This is a genomic window from Pseudomonas sp. PDM20, assembly GCF_014852575.3.
Taxonomy (GTDB): Bacteria; Pseudomonadota; Gammaproteobacteria; order Pseudomonadales; family Pseudomonadaceae; genus Pseudomonas.
In genome coordinates, this window is sequence record NZ_CM181224.1 from 4,082,969 (window position 1) to 4,098,507 (window position 15,539).

The window sequence follows — 15,539 nt, forward strand, 5'->3', positions numbered from 1 at the left end:
GTGGGGATGCGAGGCATCGGCAATCGCGATACCTGCAGCGCGGCCCATGACGCAGGGCGTTAGCCGCGCAGGGACGGCAGAGTGCTATTGACGTATCGGCAATGCGGCCCGAAGGTATCGCGAAAATAACTACAAGAACCGTGAGCCATCGCCATGCGTTTTCACCACCTGGACCTGAACCTCCTGGTGGCGCTGGATGTACTGCTCGAAGAGCAGAACATCACCCGTGCCGCCGAACGCCTGCACATGACCCAGTCGGCCACCAGCGGCGTGCTGGGGCGCCTGCGCACCTTCTTCGAGGACGAACTGCTGGTGCAGGTCGGGCGCAAGATGCAGCCCACTCCCTATGCCCTGGAGCTGGCCGTGCCGGTGCGCGAAGTGCTGCTGACCATCCGCTCCTCGATCACCTCCAAGCCGGTGTTCGACCCCGCCAGCAGCAAGCGCCACTTCCGCCTGGTGACCTCGGACTACCTGATCAGCGTGCTGTTCGCCCAGGTCATCCAGAAGATCCACCAGGAGGCGCCGCACATCACCTTCGAGATGCTCAGCCCCGGCGACAACACCGCCGAGATGCTGATGCGCGGCGAGCTCGACCTGATGATCGCGCCCGAGCGCTACGTCATCGACGGCCATCCGGCGCAGCTGCTGTTCGAGGAGGATCACGTCTGCGTGGTCTGGCGCGACAACCCCGAGGTCGGCGACGCCCTGACGCTGGAGCAGTACATGCAGATGGGCCACATCTCGGTGGGCTTCGGGCGCAACCGGCACCTGAGCATCGAGGACTGGTTCATGAGCCAGTACGGCTTCAATCGCCGCCTGGAAGTGATCACCAACGACTTCAACACCCTGCCGCAATTGCTGGTGGGCACCCAGCGCGTGGCGACCATGCACCGTCGCCTGGCCGAGCTGTACGCGCGCTACCTGCCGCTGCGCATCCTGCCGCCACCGGTGAAGATCCCGGTGATGCGCGAATTCATGCTCTGGCACCGCAGCATGGAGGGCGATCCCATGCACCGCTGGTTGCGCGAACGCATCCGCGACTTCATCCAGAGCGTCGACCAGCAACCGGACGCTCTGCGCGCCAGCGCCTGACGCCAGTTATCGCCCCGACCGCCGCAACGGCGCCGGGGCATCGCGTTTCACGATACCTCGCATCCCCACTCGCGATTGGCCCCGCGCCACCCCGCCTGCGTACCTTGCCTTCGAACCGCGCCCTGCGTGCCTGCCGCTGTTTCCGGGCGCCGGACTCAACGACCGCAGAAGGACAAGAAGAATGTTCCGTTACTTCCCCACCAATTACGTCTGGAATCTCTCGGTGGACCTGGCCATCGAGATGGGCGCCCGCCTGGGCGAAATCGAGGAGATGTGTGCTCCGCTGCAGGAGGCCGCCAAGCAACCCGACGCCGCCGGTACCCAGGCCTTCCGCGAAACCTGGGCGAAGATGGCCGACAAGCTCTGCGCCCTCGCCGAAGAAGACGAGGCCGCCGGCCGCCGCCTCTCCGCCGGGGAGAAATACAACCGCGCCGCCACCTACTACCTCACCTGCGAACGCCTGCAAGCCCACGGCGCTGCCGGCCGCGAGGCGCTGTACCAGCGCTTCCTGGAGACCTTCGCGCGCGGCATCGACCTGTCGAAGGAAAACTGCGAGCGGGTGGAAATCCCCTATGAGGGCAAGCACCTCTCCGGCCTGCTGGTGCGCGCCGAGGGCGTCGACGGCCCGGCGCCGCTGCTGGTGCAGGTCAACGGCCTGGATTCGACCAAGGAAATGAAATACCGCGTCGGCCTGCCGGCGTGGCTGGCCAGGCGCGGCGTGTCCTCGCTGATCATCGACCAGCCCGGCACCGGCGAAGCGCTGCGCCTGCATGGCCTGACCGCGCGCTACGACAGCGAACACTGGGCCAGCCGCGTGGTGGACTGGCTGGAGACCCACCCCGAAGTCGACCCCAAGCGCATCGGCCTGGAAGGCGTCTCCCTGGGCGGCTACTACTGCCCGCGCGCGGTGGCCTTCGAGCCGCGCTTCGCCTGCGGCGTGGTCTGGGGCGCCAACCACGACTGGCGCGACGTGCAGAAGCGCCGCCTGGAGAAGGAAGGCAACTTCCCGGTGCCGCACTACTGGGCGCACGTGCAGTGGGTCTGGGGCGCGAAGGATATGGACGAGTTCATGACTATCGCCGAGAACGTGCACCTGGATGGCGTGCTCGAGCGCATCCGCGTGCCCTTCCTGGTCACCCACGGCGAGAAGGACTCGCAGATTCCGCTGAAGTGGGCGCACCGTACCTACGAACAGCTGGTGAACAGCCCGAAACGCGAGCTGAAGATCTTCACCGAGCGCGAAGGCGGCGTGCAGCATTCGAGCTTCGACAACAGCATCAACGCCGGTCACTACATCGCCGACTGGATCGCCGAAACCCTCGGCGGCCACACCGCCTGACCTCCCTTGCGCCGGTCACCCGGCGCTGCTCCCGCGGGGTGTCGGCCCCGCCCTCCACGGCGCCCATCGGCGCCGTTTTCTTGCTGCTCGCTGCCCTGCAGGAGCGCCCCATGGGCGCGATCGCGGGCATGGCCCGCTCCTACAGGGAATGCCGGGTCAGGCCGGCGCGCGGGTGCCATGGAACGACGCGATACGCCAGCCCTCCTCGCCCTTCACCCAGAGCTGCGTGGCAAAACCCTCGGCACGCACCGGCTCGCCGCCGCCACGCTTCTGCAACAGGTTGCACTGCGGGCCGCTCATCAGCGCCAGGCCATCGCCGAACAGACGAACCGCCAGCTCGCCACGCTCCACCGCCAGGTAGCGCACAGCATGGCGGGCGTAGTCCAGGTACTGCCCCTTGTCCTGCACCAACCCGGTGGTGTGCACGTACAGCAACTCATCGGCGAACAGTTCGTCCAGCCGCGTGTGGTCCTCCTCGACCAGGGCGCGCTGGCGTTCGGCTTCCAGGTTCAGCAACAGATCACGAATAGCCTTCATGGGATTTTCCCTTGGTGGTTGATGGGCGGGCGCATCCTCGCCCCCGCCGGCGCCCGAGGAAAAATCGCCGATCGCCATGCCAGGCATCGCCACTCCCGATACCCGCCCGACAGCACCGCTTCCTCCTCTGAAGCCCAAGAACCACGCAGCCTGCGCCAGGTATCGACCGCATCGATGGGTGCCCATCGACAGCATCTGATGGTGCCGGCCGGCACGCCCACCCTAGCCTGCCGGCAAACAACAAGACGAGGAGAGTCCGACCATGGGCGCCCTGCACCTGCACTGCTCCACCCTGTTCGATGGCACCGGCCTGGAAACGCGCCAGCGACAGACACTGATCATCGAGAACGGCGTGATCCGCCACGTCGGGCCGACGGCCGAGGCGCCGCGCCCGGCTCCGGGGGACCGCGAGGTCCACGGCGACTTCGTCATGCCGGGGCTGGTCGACGTGCACACCCACCTGGCCTTCGGCAACGCCCAGAGCGAGGAAGACATCGATATCTGGACCAGCGACGAATTCCGCGCTCTGCGCGGGCTGTTCTTCGCCCAGCACGTACTCGCCGCCGGCGTCACTTCCATGGTCTGTCCCGGCGACAGCGGCCAGCTCAGCATCGCCGTGCGCAACACGGTCAACGCCGGGCTCTTCGAGGGCCCGCGCATCGCCGCCAGCAGCCGCGTGATCACCAACCGGCAGAGCCTCAACGACTGGTTCCCCAGCCGCGTCGGCGCACCGGAATACTTCACCGCCGCGCTGGTCACCAGCCGCACCGAGGCCATCGCGGAAATCCGCAAGCAGGCCAAGGACGGCGTCGACCTGATCAAGATTGCCATGGACGGCACGCACCGCCGGCCCAATGGCGAGATCATCGCCGCCTTCACCGCCGACGAAACCCGCGAGATGGTCGAGGAAGCCCATCGCCTGGGCTGCCGCGTGGCGACCCACGCCTACGGTCGCGAAGCGGTGATGTACGCGGCCAGGGCCGGCGTCGACCTGGTCTTCCATGCCTTCTACATGGACGACGCCTGCATCGAGGCGCTGCTCGAAGCCGGCAGCGTGCTCGCGCCGACCATGACCTTCCCGCAGAACACCGTGGACTTCTGCCAGCCCCACGACCCGGCCATCGCCACCGGCTACGCCGGCTACTGCGCACGGACGCTGGAACTGGGCACCCCGGTACTCAAGCGCGCCAAGGCCGCCGGCATTCCCTTCGCCTGTGGCAGCGACAGCGGCTTCGCCGTGACGCCCTATGGCGAATGGCACGCCCGCGAACTGGAACTGCTGGTGCGCCGGCTGGACTTCACCCCCGCCGAAGCGCTCTATGCCGCCACCAATGTCGGCTCGCGCCTGATGCCCCGCGGCGAAACCATCGGCACCCTGGAGCCGGGCAAACAGGCCGACCTGCTGATCCTCGACGGCTCGCCACTGGAAGACATCCGCATCCTTCAGGACCGCAACCGGCTGCAGGCCGTGTACAAGGCCGGCGAGCCGGTGCGCCTGCAACGCACCCCCTACAACCCCAAGCAGGTTTCGGACTTCAACTCGCTGAAGTGGACCGATCTCTACACACGCGACCGGGTCGCCCAGTTGGGCAAATGGAGCCAGTAAACATGACCATTCTCGACTTCGAACTGGCCACGCGCCTGGCCGCTGTCACCCTCCGTCACGCCCGCGCCGAGGGCGTGCGTCCGCTGGCCGCCGCCGTGCTGGATGCGGCCGGTCACCCGCTGGCCGTGCTGCGCGACGAGCAGGCCAGCTTCCTCCGCCCGCAGATCGCCACCGGCAAGGCGCGCGGCTGCCTGGGCATGGGCTTCGGCGGCCGCGAACTGGCGCGCCGCGCCCAGGCCATGCCGGCGTTCTTCGATGCGATCAACAGCCTCACTGGCGGCGAGGTGATCCCGGTGGCCGGCGGCATTCTGCTGCGCGATGACGAAGGCCGGCTGCTGGGCGCCATCGGCGTCAGCGGCGATACCTCGGACAACGACGAGCGCTGCGCCCTGCTGGCCATTGCGGAACTCGGGCTGCACGGCGAGACGGGCGCTACTCAATCCTGATCGAGCAGCGCGGCCTGCTCCGCCAGCACCTGGCGGAGCCAGGCCAGTGCAGGGTCGAAAGCCTGCTGCGGGTGCCATTGCAGCACCTGCGCCGCCGCCGGGAACTCGATGGGCGCCGGCAACACGCGCAGCGGATAACGCCGCGCCAGCGACTCGGCCTGGCGGCGGAACAGCGTGGCGATTCGCGGCGTGCCGACGACGAATTCGGCCATCAGGGCAAAGCTCTGCACCGCCACCGCAACCCGCCGCTCGATACCGATCTCGCGCAGGTGCTGGGTATCCAGCGACAGGTTCTGACCATCGGTGAACTCGCGCACCACGTGCTCGGCCGCGCAATAACCGCCAAGGCTCAGCAGCTCATCGTGCGCCGAATGAGAGCAGACGATGCAGCACAGCTCATCGCTGAGCAGCGCCTCGTGGGGGTAACGCGGGTTGATCCGCCGCTGCGGGACTATCACCAGGTCGCTGCGCCGGTACTCCAGCGCCTCGGCCACCACATCACCGTCGCGCGGCAGCGGCAGGTCACGCAGCACCAGCGAGGCATTGGGAGCCTGACGCGCCAGTTCACGGCTGACCGCCGGCAGCAGGGTGGCCGCCACATAGTCCGAAGCCACCAGGGTGAACCGCCGATCACAGCGGGCAGGGTCGAAAGCGGCGGAAGTCTCCACCACCTCCCCGGCCAGGCTCAGCACCTCGCGCACCTTCGGCGCCAGCTGGCGCGCCAGTGCGGTCAGCTCCAGGCCCCGGCCCAGGGGCACCAGCAGCGGGTCCTGGAAATGCTCGCGCAGGCGGCCCAGCGCGGCGCTGGTCGCCGACTGGCCGAGATTGAGACGCTGCGCCGCCCGGCTGACGCTGCCCTCTTCGAGCAGCACATCCAGGGCGACCAGCAGGTTGAGGTCCAGACGTCGGTAGCGCATGGGCGACTTATACCCAAGCGCCGCGCCGGCAAGTGGCGTATTTCGCGCTGGCAGGTATCGCATGGCGCGATACCTGCCAGCTCGGGGCTTACTGCGCCGCCGCCGGCTTCCAGTCCAGCAGGTGGTGGGTGAAGCCGTAGCTCGCCGACTGGTAGTAGCTGATCGCCCGATCCACCAGCGGGTCGTCGGTCTTCGCCGGCACTTCCGTGCTCGCGCCCAGCGCCTGGTTGTGCCGGCGCAGTTCGCCGCGCGGGCTGAGGATCGCCAGGTCCTGGCCGTCGAACAGGCCCAGGTGCTGGTAGTTGCCGATCACCACACGCGGCGGCAGGGCGTTCGGCACCATCAGGTCGCGCCCGTAGAAGGTCGAGGTGTAGCTCAGGTTGAGGATCGACAGCAGGCTCGGCGCCAGGTCCAGCTGGCTCGCCAGCTCGCCGCGCTCACCGGTCGCCAGCAGCTTGGGCGCATAGATGAACAGCGGGATCTGGTAGTTCGCCACCGGCAGGTCTTCCTTGCCGGCGCTGCCTGCGGTGTGGTCGGCGACGAACACGAACAGGGTGTTGTCGAACCAGGGCTTGCCCTTCGCCGCCTTGAGGAACTGGCCGATGGCGTAATCGGTGTACTTCACCGCACCCTCGCGGCCCTCGCCGGAAGGAATGTCGATGCGGCCGTCCGGGTAGGTGTACGGGCGGTGGTTGGAGGTGGTCATCAGCTGCAGCAGGAACGGCTGCTGGCGCGCGTGGTCCTCGTCCGCCAGCTTGATGGCCTGGGCGTAGAGGTCTTCGTCACTCATGCCCCAGGCGTTCTTGAAGTGGATGTCCGACTCCTGGACGCTGGACTGGTCGACAATGCGGTAGCCGTTGCCGCCGAAGAAGGCGTTCATGTTGTCGAAATAGCCACGGCCGCCGTAGAGGAACACGGCGTCGTAGCCGACGCTCTTCAGTTGCTGGCCGAGGCTGGCGAAGCCGCTCTCGCGGCCGACGCGCTTGACGATGGAACGGCCCGGCGTTGGCGGGATCGACAGGGTAATGGCCTCCAGGCCGCGGTCGGTGCGGGTCCCAGTGGCGTAGAAGTTGTTGAAGTAGAGGCTGTTGCGGCGCAGCTCGTCGAGGTTGGGGGTGAGGTTGCGAGCGTCGCCGTTGCTGCCCAGGTACTTGGCGCTCAGGCTCTCGATGGTCACCAGGACGATGTTGTAGCGTTTGGGCGTGCCTGCGCTGGCGATAGTGCGGCGGATATCCATCGGATCATTGCCGATGAAGCGGGCGTTGGGCTCGGCCAGTTCGGCGCGTATCTCCTGGGTCACCTGCTGCGCCGGCAGGGTGGCGTAGAACTGCGGGTAGTCCAGCTCGTTGTTACGGAAGGCGGCGAAGAACTGATACGGCCCGTTGCTCGCGAGTTCGCGGGCGTAGGTATTGCCACCCTGGCCGCGCGGGGAATCCTGGTCCACCAGCAGGCCGGCCACCAGCGCCAGCAGCACCAGGCCAACGCAACCCAGCAGACGGCGTGGCAGGGACGCCACCTCGACGTCACGCAGGCGGCCGACGACCTTGAACAGCGCAAGCGTCACGACCAGCGAAATGGCCGCGAGGATGCTCAGCAGCAGGCCGATCGGGTAGGACTCGAGGATGTTGTTGAGCACCTCGTCCGAGTACACCAGGTAGTCGACCGCGATGAAGTTGAAGCGCACGCCGAACTCGTCCCAGAACAGCCATTCGGCCACCGCGGTGAAAAGCATCACGTAGACGCTGACGAACAGCGTGGCCGTCAGCAACCAGCGCCAGGTAGCGCTGCGCCAGACCCGCGCAGGCATCAGCAACAGGACCACGCCCATCGGCAACAGGGCATAGACCAGGAAGCTCAGGTCATAGAGCAGGCCGATGACGAAGACCCCGACATGGCCGGCGCCCACCTCGGGCAAGTGGCTCGCCAGGAGGACCAGGCGGGTCAGGAAGAAGACGATCAGCCAGAGCAAGGCGACCAGCGCCAGGAAGCGCGTCGGGGCCGAGCGGAAAAGTTGCATGGGGTGTCCCTTGTAAAGGTCCGTCGCACTGGACGAAAGGCAGCGCAGGAAGTGGCCGAAAGCGGCAGTCGGGGCGGGACTCTACAAGTCGAAAGGAAAAGAATTCGTCAAATGGAGCTGCCGGTTTCGTGAATTACCGGCGACCTGAAACCGGTCACGTTCAGCGACGGCGCTACAGGGTTCGAAATTCCCCGGCGACCACGTCTTTTTCACATGTCCTTGACGAGACCTTGATCGCGCGATTCGACAATGGAGGCAACTGACGAGTCCGCCTCCATGAACGAACCCCAGCGCGTGTTTTCCTCCATCACTCCTCGTGAGAACGGTGTCGTTGCCGACGGCGCATTCGGCACAGGTGTTTGCCAACGCGTCCGTCAGTGGCGCCTCAAGCGCCTGCTGCGCCTGGCCCTGCGCATGGCCGAGGAGCCGATCCTGGTGCTGGAGGTCTCGCAATTGCCCGGCGCCGCCTGGCCGGTGCTGCTGGAGCACAGCAACCGCGTCATCGTGGCGACCTGCCCGTCCGGCGACACGCTGGCCGACGCCCACCGGCGACTGCCCGAGGCGATGAAGCGGCGGATCAGGGACCTGCCCGCCCCGCAGGAAAACGCCGAACTGCGCAAGGGTTCGGTCGATTGCCTGTTGCTCCCGGAAATCCCGCACAGCGCCTGCAACCGGCAGAACATCCGGCTGCTGAACCAGTGGATTCCCGTGACCCGCGACAGCGTGATCCTGTTCGCCCGCGTCGACCACTCCAGCCCTGCCCTCGCGACGGACCAGGCCTGCCCCTGCGGCCCGGATCCGCATCCCGGCGGCCCGGACTTCGCCAGCGCCCGCTCCCTGGAGCGCGAGTTCCAGCGCCTGGGTTTCTCGCAGATACGCCATTACAACGTCGTCCCCGGCGTGGACGGCGTGCGGGTCTATATCCTGCGCAAATGAGCGCTTCCACCATCCGTCGCTGAACCGGCGCACGCCGGGGCGCCCGCTATACTGCTCTTTTGCCATCATCGAAGATTTTCAGGGGGCCTCCCCGATGCAGAACAACACGGTAATGCGCTATTTCCCGTGGCTCGCCCTGGCGCTGCTGGTGGGCAGCCTCGCCGGCTGGCAGATCGGCAATATCATCGGGCTGAACGGTAACCGATGGTTTGCCGAACCCGAATTCACCTTCGAGATTCTGGTGGCGCTCAGCGGCGCGTTCTGTGGCGCCCTGCTGTCCTATGCCAGTGAACGAGGGCTGATGTGGCGAGCGCTTGGCGTGCTGGCAGGCACCTGCTTCATCGTCGCCGTCCTGGGTTACTGCCGGCACAGCCTCGGTGTCCCCTCTCCGAACATGGAACTGCTGACGTACGCCCGGCAGTTCGTCCTGCAGACCTTCGGCATCTGGATTTCGCCCGTGTTCGGCGCGGCGCTGGTTTCGCTGCTGCGGGTGATTCTGCGCTGACCCCTGTGCCATGATCGCGGCTTCGCGCCCACCGCCGGAGCTCCCATGCCGCTGACCCTGTTGCTGCGCTGCCACGACCTCGAGCTTACCCGCGAGCATTACCGCGACACGCTCGGCTTCAACGTGACCGACTCCGCCGAGGGCACGCTCACCGTGCAACTGGAGGACTGCCGACTGCTGTTCACCGTCCAGGACCTGTGGGGCCGCGAGGCAGGTTGCTCGGGCACGATCTACCTGCAACTCGCCGACGTCGCACGCTACTTCGCCGCCGTGAAGGACCGGGCGCAGATCGCCTGGCCGCTGCAGGACATGCCCTACGGCTCGCAGGAATTCGGCGTGCGCGACTGCAACGGCTACCACCTGGCCTTCGCCCAGCACGCCAAAGCCTGAGCAGGCCCGGCGGATTACTGCACAGCGTGCAGCTATGTCCTGCATCAGCCCTGTCTGGTGCATTACGGGGACATCCCTAGACTGGCGGGCACCATCACCAGTCAGGGGAACACCATGCCCACCCGCGTATCACTGCAAGCCTTCGGCGGCCCGGAAGTCCTCCGCTTCGAACAGTCCCCGGTGCAACAACCCGGCCCCGGCGAAGTGTGGCTGGAACAGGCCGCCATCGGCGTCAATCCACTGGACCTGAGCCAGCGCTCCGGCGCGGTGAAGGTGCCGCTGCCCTCCTCGCTCGGCCTGGAAGGCGCCGGTACCGTGGCCGCCCTCGGCGCAGGTGTGACCAACGTGCAGGTCGGCGACCGCGTCGCCTACGCCACCGGGCCGCTCGGCGCCTATGCCAGCGCCCGCCTGTACCCGGCGGAGCGCCTGGTGAAGCTACCGGACTGCGTCAGCTTCGAGGACGCCGCCGCCGTGCTGTTCAAGGGCATCACCGCGCAATACCTGCTCAAGTCCACCTGGCCGGTCGGCCCCGGCTCCCGCGTCCTGATCTATGGCGCCGCCGGCGCGCTGGGGCAACTGATGGTGCCCTGGGCCAGGCACCTGGGCGCCTTCGTCATCGGTGTGGTGTCGAAGCCGCAGAGCGTCGAACGCGCCCGCGCCGCCGGCTGCAATGAAGTGCTGGTGTTCGATGCCGCGACGCTCGCCGATCAGGCCCGCGAGATCACCGACGGGCACAAGGTCGACGTGGTCTACGACCCCATTGGCCGCGCCACTTTCGAAGCCTCGCTGGACTGCCTGCGCCCGCGCGGCCTGCTGGTGAGCTTCGGCATGGCCTCCGGCGCGCCGCCGGCCGTGGAAGTCGCCACGCTGAACGCCAAGGGCTCGCTGTTCCTCACCCGCCCCTCGCTCGCCGCGCACACCGCCTCTGCCGAGGAATACCAGCAGCGTGCAAAGGACGTCCTGCAGGCCGTCGCGGACGGTATCATCCAGCCTCGCGTGTGGCGTCGTTACCCGCTGGCGGAAGTCGTCCAGGCCCACGCCGACCTGCACGAAGGCCGCTCCGAAGGCGCCCTCGTACTCACGCCATGACCGCCACCGCGAGAGCCGCCCTGGTGGATTCGCCGAATCAGGAGCCCTATGGATCTGTTCGATAGTCGCCAGGCCGACGAACTCGCCACCCTCCTGGCGCTGGCCGAGCACGGCTCCTTCGCCGCCGCCGGCCGCGCCCTGCAACGCCACCCATCGGTGTTGTCCAAACGCCTCGGCGCGCTGGAGCAACGCCTGGGCGTGCGGCTGGTGGAGCGCACCACCCGCCAGCTGCGCTTCACCGACGAAGGCCTGCGCCTGGTCGAGCGCCTGCGCCAGGCCGCCAGCCTGATCGCCGAGGCCCAGGATCAGGCTACCCGCAGCGCGGCGCAGGTTCAGGGCCGCCTGAAACTCGCCGTGCCGGCCGCCATGGGCCGGCTCTGGCTGAGCCCGATCCTCTCGCGTTTCGTCCTCGCTCACCCGCAGGTGACGCTGGAAGTGGAGTACTCGGAGCGCTTCGTCGACCTCGTCGCCGAAGGCTTCGACGCCGCCATCCGCATCGGCGAACTGGCCGACAGCCGCCTGCTGGCCCGCCGGCTCTGCGACCTGCGGCGCATCCTCTGCGCCGCCCCCGACTACCTGGGGCGCCACGGCACCCCGCGAGCGCCGGCTGAGCTGGCCACCCACAATTGCCTGGGTTTCACCGGCCTGCACACCTGGCCGGACTGGAAGCTGGCCAACGGCAACCGGCAGCAGACCGTTCGCGTCAGCGGCAACCTGCACAGCAACGACAACGAGGCCCTGCTCTCGGCAGCGCGCCTGGGCGTGGGCATCCTCGCCGGCGGCGAATGGCTGATGAAGCACGACCTCGACGCCGGCCGCCTGGTGCGGGTGCTGCCGGGCTGGCAACTGGACGCCTCTGCCGGTATCTACTTCGTGCGCCCTTCGGCGTGCTACAGCTCGGCCACCAGTGAAGTGTTCAAGGCATGGATCGAGGCACAGTTCGCCGACGGTGCGCCGTGGGAGCGGCCACCGCTCTGATCGACCGGGCACAAAAAAGGGCGCCCGGCATCGCAATACCGGGCGCCCTGTTTCTCTCGACCGACCTCAGACCGTGACGACGATCTTGCCCACCTGCTGGTTGGCTTCGAGGAAGCGATGGGCGTCCTGGATCTGCTCCAGCGGGAAGGTCCGCGCGATCACCGGGCTCAGTGCGCCGGACTCCAGCCCCTTGACGATGAACGCCTTGGCGCGCTCCAGCGCCGCCGGGTCGGCAACGATCTCGGCGTAGAGGTAGCCCTTCAGCGTCAGGCTCTTGCCCAGCACCGTGAACAGCGGGAACGGCGTCGGCTCCGGGCTCAGCGCACCGTATTCGAGAAGGATGCCGCCCCGCGCCATGGCCTGGGTGAGCACCTCGAAACCGGGGCCGCCGATGGGGTCGAACACCACGCGGGCGCCCTGCCCGCCGGTCAGCGCCATCACCTGCTCGACGATGTCCTCGTCGTCGCTGACGATCACATGATCCGCGCCAGCGTCCAGCAATGCCTGCTTCTTGGCCTGGGTGCGGGTCACGGCAATCGAGGTGGCGCCGACCATGCGGGCGATCTGGAACGCTGCGAGACCGACGCTGCTGGATGCCGCCGTGACCAGCACGAACTCGCCCCGGGACAGCTTCGCCTGCTCCACCAACGCACCCCACGCAGTCACGTACTGCATCCAGGACGCGGCGGCCTGTTCGAAGCTGAGGTTCTGCGGGTACTTCACCAGCAGGTGCGCCGGCACGTTGGCCACTTCTCCGTAGGTACCCCAGCGGGCGATATCCAGCGGCGGGATCAGGCTCACCGCATCGCCCACCGCGACGTCCTTCACGGCGCTGCCCAACGCACTCACCACACCGGCCGCCTCGTAGCCCAGGCGGCTGGGGAACTCGGCTTCCTGCAGGTAGGCGTGGTTGCGGAACATCACTTCGGCGCGGTTCAGGCCGATGGCCTTGACCGCGATCTGCACCTCGTCCGCTGCCGGGGCGGGCACGTCCACCGCCTCCAGCTTCAGGACGCTGGCGTCACCGTATTGGTGGATTCTGACAATGCGGGCCATGGAAACCTCTCTTCAGAGCTGGGGCCAGCGTGAAAGCGCAGGCCGGAATGGGAGTGTAGAAAGTCACGGCAGCAGTGCTCGACCGTTCGCGACAGGGGGAAAATCTAGGCGTTGGCCGGGCTCGGATAAAGGCCTAGGATGGCCAGACACTTGAAACACAGGGTTTGCAATGGACCGTCTCGAACAGATGGCCACCTTCGTCAGGGCAGTGGAGCTGGGCTCCTTCAGCGCGGTGGCCGAAGAACTGCAGATGTCGTCGCAACTGGTGGGCAAGCAGGTGAAGATGCTCGAGCAGCACCTGGGCCTGTCCCTGCTCAACCGAACCACGCGGCGGCAGAGCCTCACCGACTTCGGCCGGGCCTTTTACCAGCGTGCCAAACTGATCCTGGCGGACATGGAGGCGGCGGAAAGCCTCGCCGCCGTCACCCGTGGCACGCCCAGCGGGCGGCTGCGAATCAACGCGCCGGTGACCTTCGGCATGCGCGTCCTGTCGCCACGCCTGCTCGAGTACATGGTGCGCTACCCGCAAGTGGCGGTGGACCTGACGCTCTCCAACGATCTGGTGGACCTGGTCAACGACGGCTACGACGTGGTTTTCCGCATCGGCGAGCTGGCCGACAGCCGCCTCAAGGCCGTGCCGCTGGCGCCCTACCGGCTCGTGCTGTGCGCCGCACCAGCGTACCTCGCGCGGCGCCCGGCGATCCTCGCGCCCGAGGACCTGAGCCAGCACGAATGCCTGGGCTTCGCCTTTTCCGATGGCCGCTCCAGCTGGACCTTCGACGGGCCGGACGGGCGCATCGAGGTGCCGATTACAAGCCGTTTGACGATCAATCAGGGTGACCCGCTGCTGGCAGCGGCGGTGGCCGGGCTGGGCGTGGTGCTGCAACCCCAGGAGCTGGTCAGTGACGCGTTGCGCAGCGGCACGCTGGTGCAGCTGCTGCCGCAATACAGCGTGCCGACCTCGCCGATGCACATCCTCTACGCCCCGGACCGGCGCCTCACACCCAAGCTGCGCAGCTTCCTCGACTTCGCCATCGCCGCTTTCGGTCGTAGCGCATGAGCGCTCGTGAGCAGGCCTGGCAGGGCGAGCTCTGGCTGGGCGCGGACTTCTGCCTCGTGGCCGGCACCACAGGCCATGCGCGCCCCCACGCCCACTACGCGCACCAGTTGCTGATGGCCTGCGAAGGTGAAGTGAACGCGCTGATCGACGAACAGCCGCAGCACGCTGCGCTGCTGGTGATCGCCTCCAACCAGCGCCACGCGATCCTCGACAGCGACCAGCGCGCCGTCACCCTGTTCGCCGAGCCGCTGGCGTTCGGGCTGGCCGAGCTGGAGCGGCTTTGCCGGCAGGTCGGGCCGGACCTTCAAGCACTTGCATCAGGCCTGCGCGAACTGCCGCGCCGACAGCTCGACCCACGCCTGAAGAAAGCCCTGCAACGCATCCGCACGCTGGACGACGGCGCCCTGCCCGCCCAGGCGCTGGCCGAGGCAGCCTCGCTCTCACTGAGCCAGCTGGAACGGCTGTTCAGCGGCACGCTGGGCCTGTCGGTGCGCCGACTGGTGCTCTGGCAACGGCTGCGCCAGGCACTGCGGCTGGCCATGGCCGGCGACAGCCTGACCACTGCTGCCGTCACCGCGGGCTTCGCCGATTCCGCGCACTTCTCCCGCAGCGTGCGCAGCCAGTTCGGCATCCGCGCCGACCTGACACTGCGCCAGCTGAAGCTGCGCCTACTCGACTAGCAGGCGACGCAATTCCGTCGGCAACGGTGCCGGGGAGTGCGCTGTATCGATGCGACGAAACGGCTCAGCCAGCTGATCGAAGTAAGCCACCGGGTAGTCAGGGCGGTCGCCGATCCCCAGGTCATCCTCCGCCAGCGCGTAGTCAGGCAGGTGCAATGCAGTGCCCAGCAGGCGATCCCAGAAGCTGAAGAACAGCGCGAAATTCACGTCCCCCGCCGTGCCGTATTTCAAGTGGTGCAGGCGATGCAGCGGCGCCCAGGCGAACAGGTGGCGCAGAGCACCGATGCGCATGTCCACGTTGCTGTGCTGCAGCAACAGCTGGATAGCGATGGCGAACGCCAGCAGCGCCGCGACCTCCACGGGAACACCCAGCAACAGCAGCGGCAGCGTGCCGCCGAGGGCTTCGAGCATCTGGTGCAGCGGATGCTTCATCAGCCCGTTGAAGCCATACATGCGCGTGACACTGTGGTGCACCGCATGCAGGCGCCATAACAGCGGCGAACGGTGGCTGGCGTAGTGCACCAGGGTGATGCCGAGGTCGGCGATCAGCAGCGCCGCCAGCAATTGCAGCGCCAGTGGCCAATCCGTTGGCCACAGGCCGAAGTGCGGCAGCCACAGGGCCATCAACGGAATCGCCGCAATGCCCAGCGCATTCAGCGTCTCATTGACCAGCGCGTGGATGAGGTCGCGGGCGCCGTCGCCGTGGCTCTCATTCCAGCCTGCGCGATAGGGCCAGAATCGCTCGGCAAGGAAGGCAAGCAGGATTGCCAGCGGCAACAGCGCCGGCAGGCACAGCAGCGCGACGCCTTCACCGACCAGGTACAGGGCCAGGCCGATGAAGCCGAAGAAGAATACGGGGGCAAAGAGGTATCGCATGAGGCAGCTCCAGTA

Annotated in this window: 16 protein-coding genes; 11 read left to right on the forward strand and 5 right to left on the reverse strand. The window is 67.4% G+C overall.

Annotated elements, in window-relative coordinates; genetic code table 11:
* The first annotated feature begins 153 nt into the window (after nt 1-153).
* Both IB261_RS18520 and IB261_RS18525 read left to right on the forward strand, forming a co-directional pair.
* Nucleotides 154-1,092 carry a LysR family transcriptional regulator gene (locus IB261_RS18520; RefSeq protein ID WP_081518487.1) on the forward strand — a complete coding sequence of 313 codons (939 nt, stop codon included), beginning with the start codon at nt 154-156 and terminating at the stop codon, nt 1,090-1,092.
* A 181-nt stretch (nt 1,093-1,273) separates the two neighbouring features.
* Nucleotides 1,274-2,431, forward strand: a complete 1,158-nt coding sequence (locus IB261_RS18525) for an alpha/beta hydrolase family protein (protein ID WP_151187602.1) — start codon at nt 1,274-1,276, stop codon at nt 2,429-2,431.
* 156 nt (nt 2,432-2,587) lie between these two features.
* Here IB261_RS18525 and IB261_RS18530 read toward each other — a convergent pair whose 3' ends face one another.
* On the reverse strand, nt 2,588-2,968 hold the full coding sequence (locus IB261_RS18530; RefSeq protein WP_081518489.1) for a nuclear transport factor 2 family protein: 381 nt from the start codon (nt 2,966-2,968) through the stop codon (nt 2,588-2,590).
* A gap of 262 nt (nt 2,969-3,230) precedes the next feature.
* Here IB261_RS18530 and IB261_RS18535 point away from each other — a divergent pair, with 262 nt between their 5' ends.
* Both IB261_RS18535 and IB261_RS18540 read left to right on the forward strand, forming a co-directional pair.
* A complete protein-coding gene (locus IB261_RS18535; RefSeq protein ID WP_192381408.1) occupies nt 3,231-4,574 on the forward strand; it encodes a metal-dependent hydrolase family protein in 1,344 nt (447 codons plus the stop codon).
* A 2-nt stretch (nt 4,575-4,576) separates the two neighbouring features.
* The gene (locus IB261_RS18540; RefSeq protein WP_192381407.1) at nt 4,577-5,020 is read left to right on the forward strand and encodes a GlcG/HbpS family heme-binding protein; all 444 of its coding nucleotides are present in this window, start codon (nt 4,577-4,579) and stop codon (nt 5,018-5,020) included.
* Here IB261_RS18540 and IB261_RS18545 read toward each other — a convergent pair.
* Together IB261_RS18545 and IB261_RS18550 are read right to left on the reverse strand one after the other, a co-directional pair.
* Nucleotides 5,011-5,937 carry a LysR family transcriptional regulator gene (locus IB261_RS18545; RefSeq protein ID WP_081518492.1) on the reverse strand — a complete coding sequence of 309 codons (927 nt, stop codon included), beginning with the start codon at nt 5,935-5,937 and terminating at the stop codon, nt 5,011-5,013. The two genes, IB261_RS18540 and IB261_RS18545, sit on opposite strands and share 10 nt — an antisense overlap.
* An 88-nt stretch (nt 5,938-6,025) precedes the next feature.
* On the reverse strand, nt 6,026-7,954 hold the full coding sequence (locus IB261_RS18550) for an LTA synthase family protein (protein ID WP_192381406.1): 1,929 nt from the start codon (nt 7,952-7,954) through the stop codon (nt 6,026-6,028).
* A 276-nt stretch (nt 7,955-8,230) separates the two neighbouring features.
* Here IB261_RS18550 and IB261_RS18555 point away from each other — a divergent pair, with 276 nt between their 5' ends.
* From IB261_RS18555 to IB261_RS18575, 5 genes are all read left to right on the forward strand, one after another.
* Nucleotides 8,231-8,890 (forward strand): hypothetical protein, encoded by a 660-nt coding sequence (locus tag IB261_RS18555; protein WP_192381405.1) that lies wholly within the window; start codon nt 8,231-8,233, stop codon nt 8,888-8,890.
* 94 nt (nt 8,891-8,984) lie between these two features.
* On the forward strand, nt 8,985-9,395 hold the full coding sequence (locus IB261_RS18560) for a hypothetical protein (RefSeq protein ID WP_081518495.1): 411 nt from the start codon (nt 8,985-8,987) through the stop codon (nt 9,393-9,395).
* A gap of 45 nt (nt 9,396-9,440) precedes the next feature.
* The gene (locus tag IB261_RS18565) at nt 9,441-9,785 is read left to right on the forward strand and encodes a VOC family protein (RefSeq protein WP_081518496.1); all 345 of its coding nucleotides are present in this window, start codon (nt 9,441-9,443) and stop codon (nt 9,783-9,785) included.
* 114 nt (nt 9,786-9,899) lie between these two features.
* On the forward strand, nt 9,900-10,874 hold the full coding sequence (locus IB261_RS18570) for a quinone oxidoreductase family protein (protein WP_192381404.1): 975 nt from the start codon (nt 9,900-9,902) through the stop codon (nt 10,872-10,874).
* Between the two features lie 48 nt (nt 10,875-10,922).
* Nucleotides 10,923-11,852: a LysR family transcriptional regulator gene (locus tag IB261_RS18575; protein WP_192381403.1), complete on the forward strand. Its 930-nt coding sequence runs from the start codon at nt 10,923-10,925 to the stop codon at nt 11,850-11,852.
* Nucleotides 11,853-11,918: 66 nt separating this feature from the next.
* Here IB261_RS18575 and IB261_RS18580 read toward each other — a convergent pair whose 3' ends face one another.
* On the reverse strand, nt 11,919-12,908 hold the full coding sequence (locus IB261_RS18580; RefSeq protein ID WP_192381402.1) for a zinc-dependent alcohol dehydrogenase family protein: 990 nt from the start codon (nt 12,906-12,908) through the stop codon (nt 11,919-11,921).
* A gap of 169 nt (nt 12,909-13,077) precedes the next feature.
* Between IB261_RS18580 and IB261_RS18585 the strand changes: the two genes are divergently transcribed.
* Both IB261_RS18585 and IB261_RS18590 read left to right on the forward strand, forming a co-directional pair.
* The gene (locus IB261_RS18585) at nt 13,078-13,968 is read left to right on the forward strand and encodes a LysR family transcriptional regulator (RefSeq protein WP_192381401.1); all 891 of its coding nucleotides are present in this window, start codon (nt 13,078-13,080) and stop codon (nt 13,966-13,968) included.
* On the forward strand, nt 13,965-14,648 hold the full coding sequence (locus IB261_RS18590; protein WP_192381400.1) for a helix-turn-helix transcriptional regulator: 684 nt from the start codon (nt 13,965-13,967) through the stop codon (nt 14,646-14,648). Before IB261_RS18585 ends, IB261_RS18590 begins: the two co-directional genes overlap by 4 nt.
* On the opposite strand, the gene IB261_RS18595 is transcribed toward IB261_RS18590, so the two are convergent.
* Complete coding sequence (locus IB261_RS18595; RefSeq protein ID WP_192381399.1) at nt 14,637-15,524, reverse strand: sterol desaturase family protein; 888 nt, start codon at nt 15,522-15,524, stop codon at nt 14,637-14,639. The two genes, IB261_RS18590 and IB261_RS18595, sit on opposite strands and share 12 nt — an antisense overlap.
* Nucleotides 15,525-15,539: the final 15 nt, after the last annotated feature.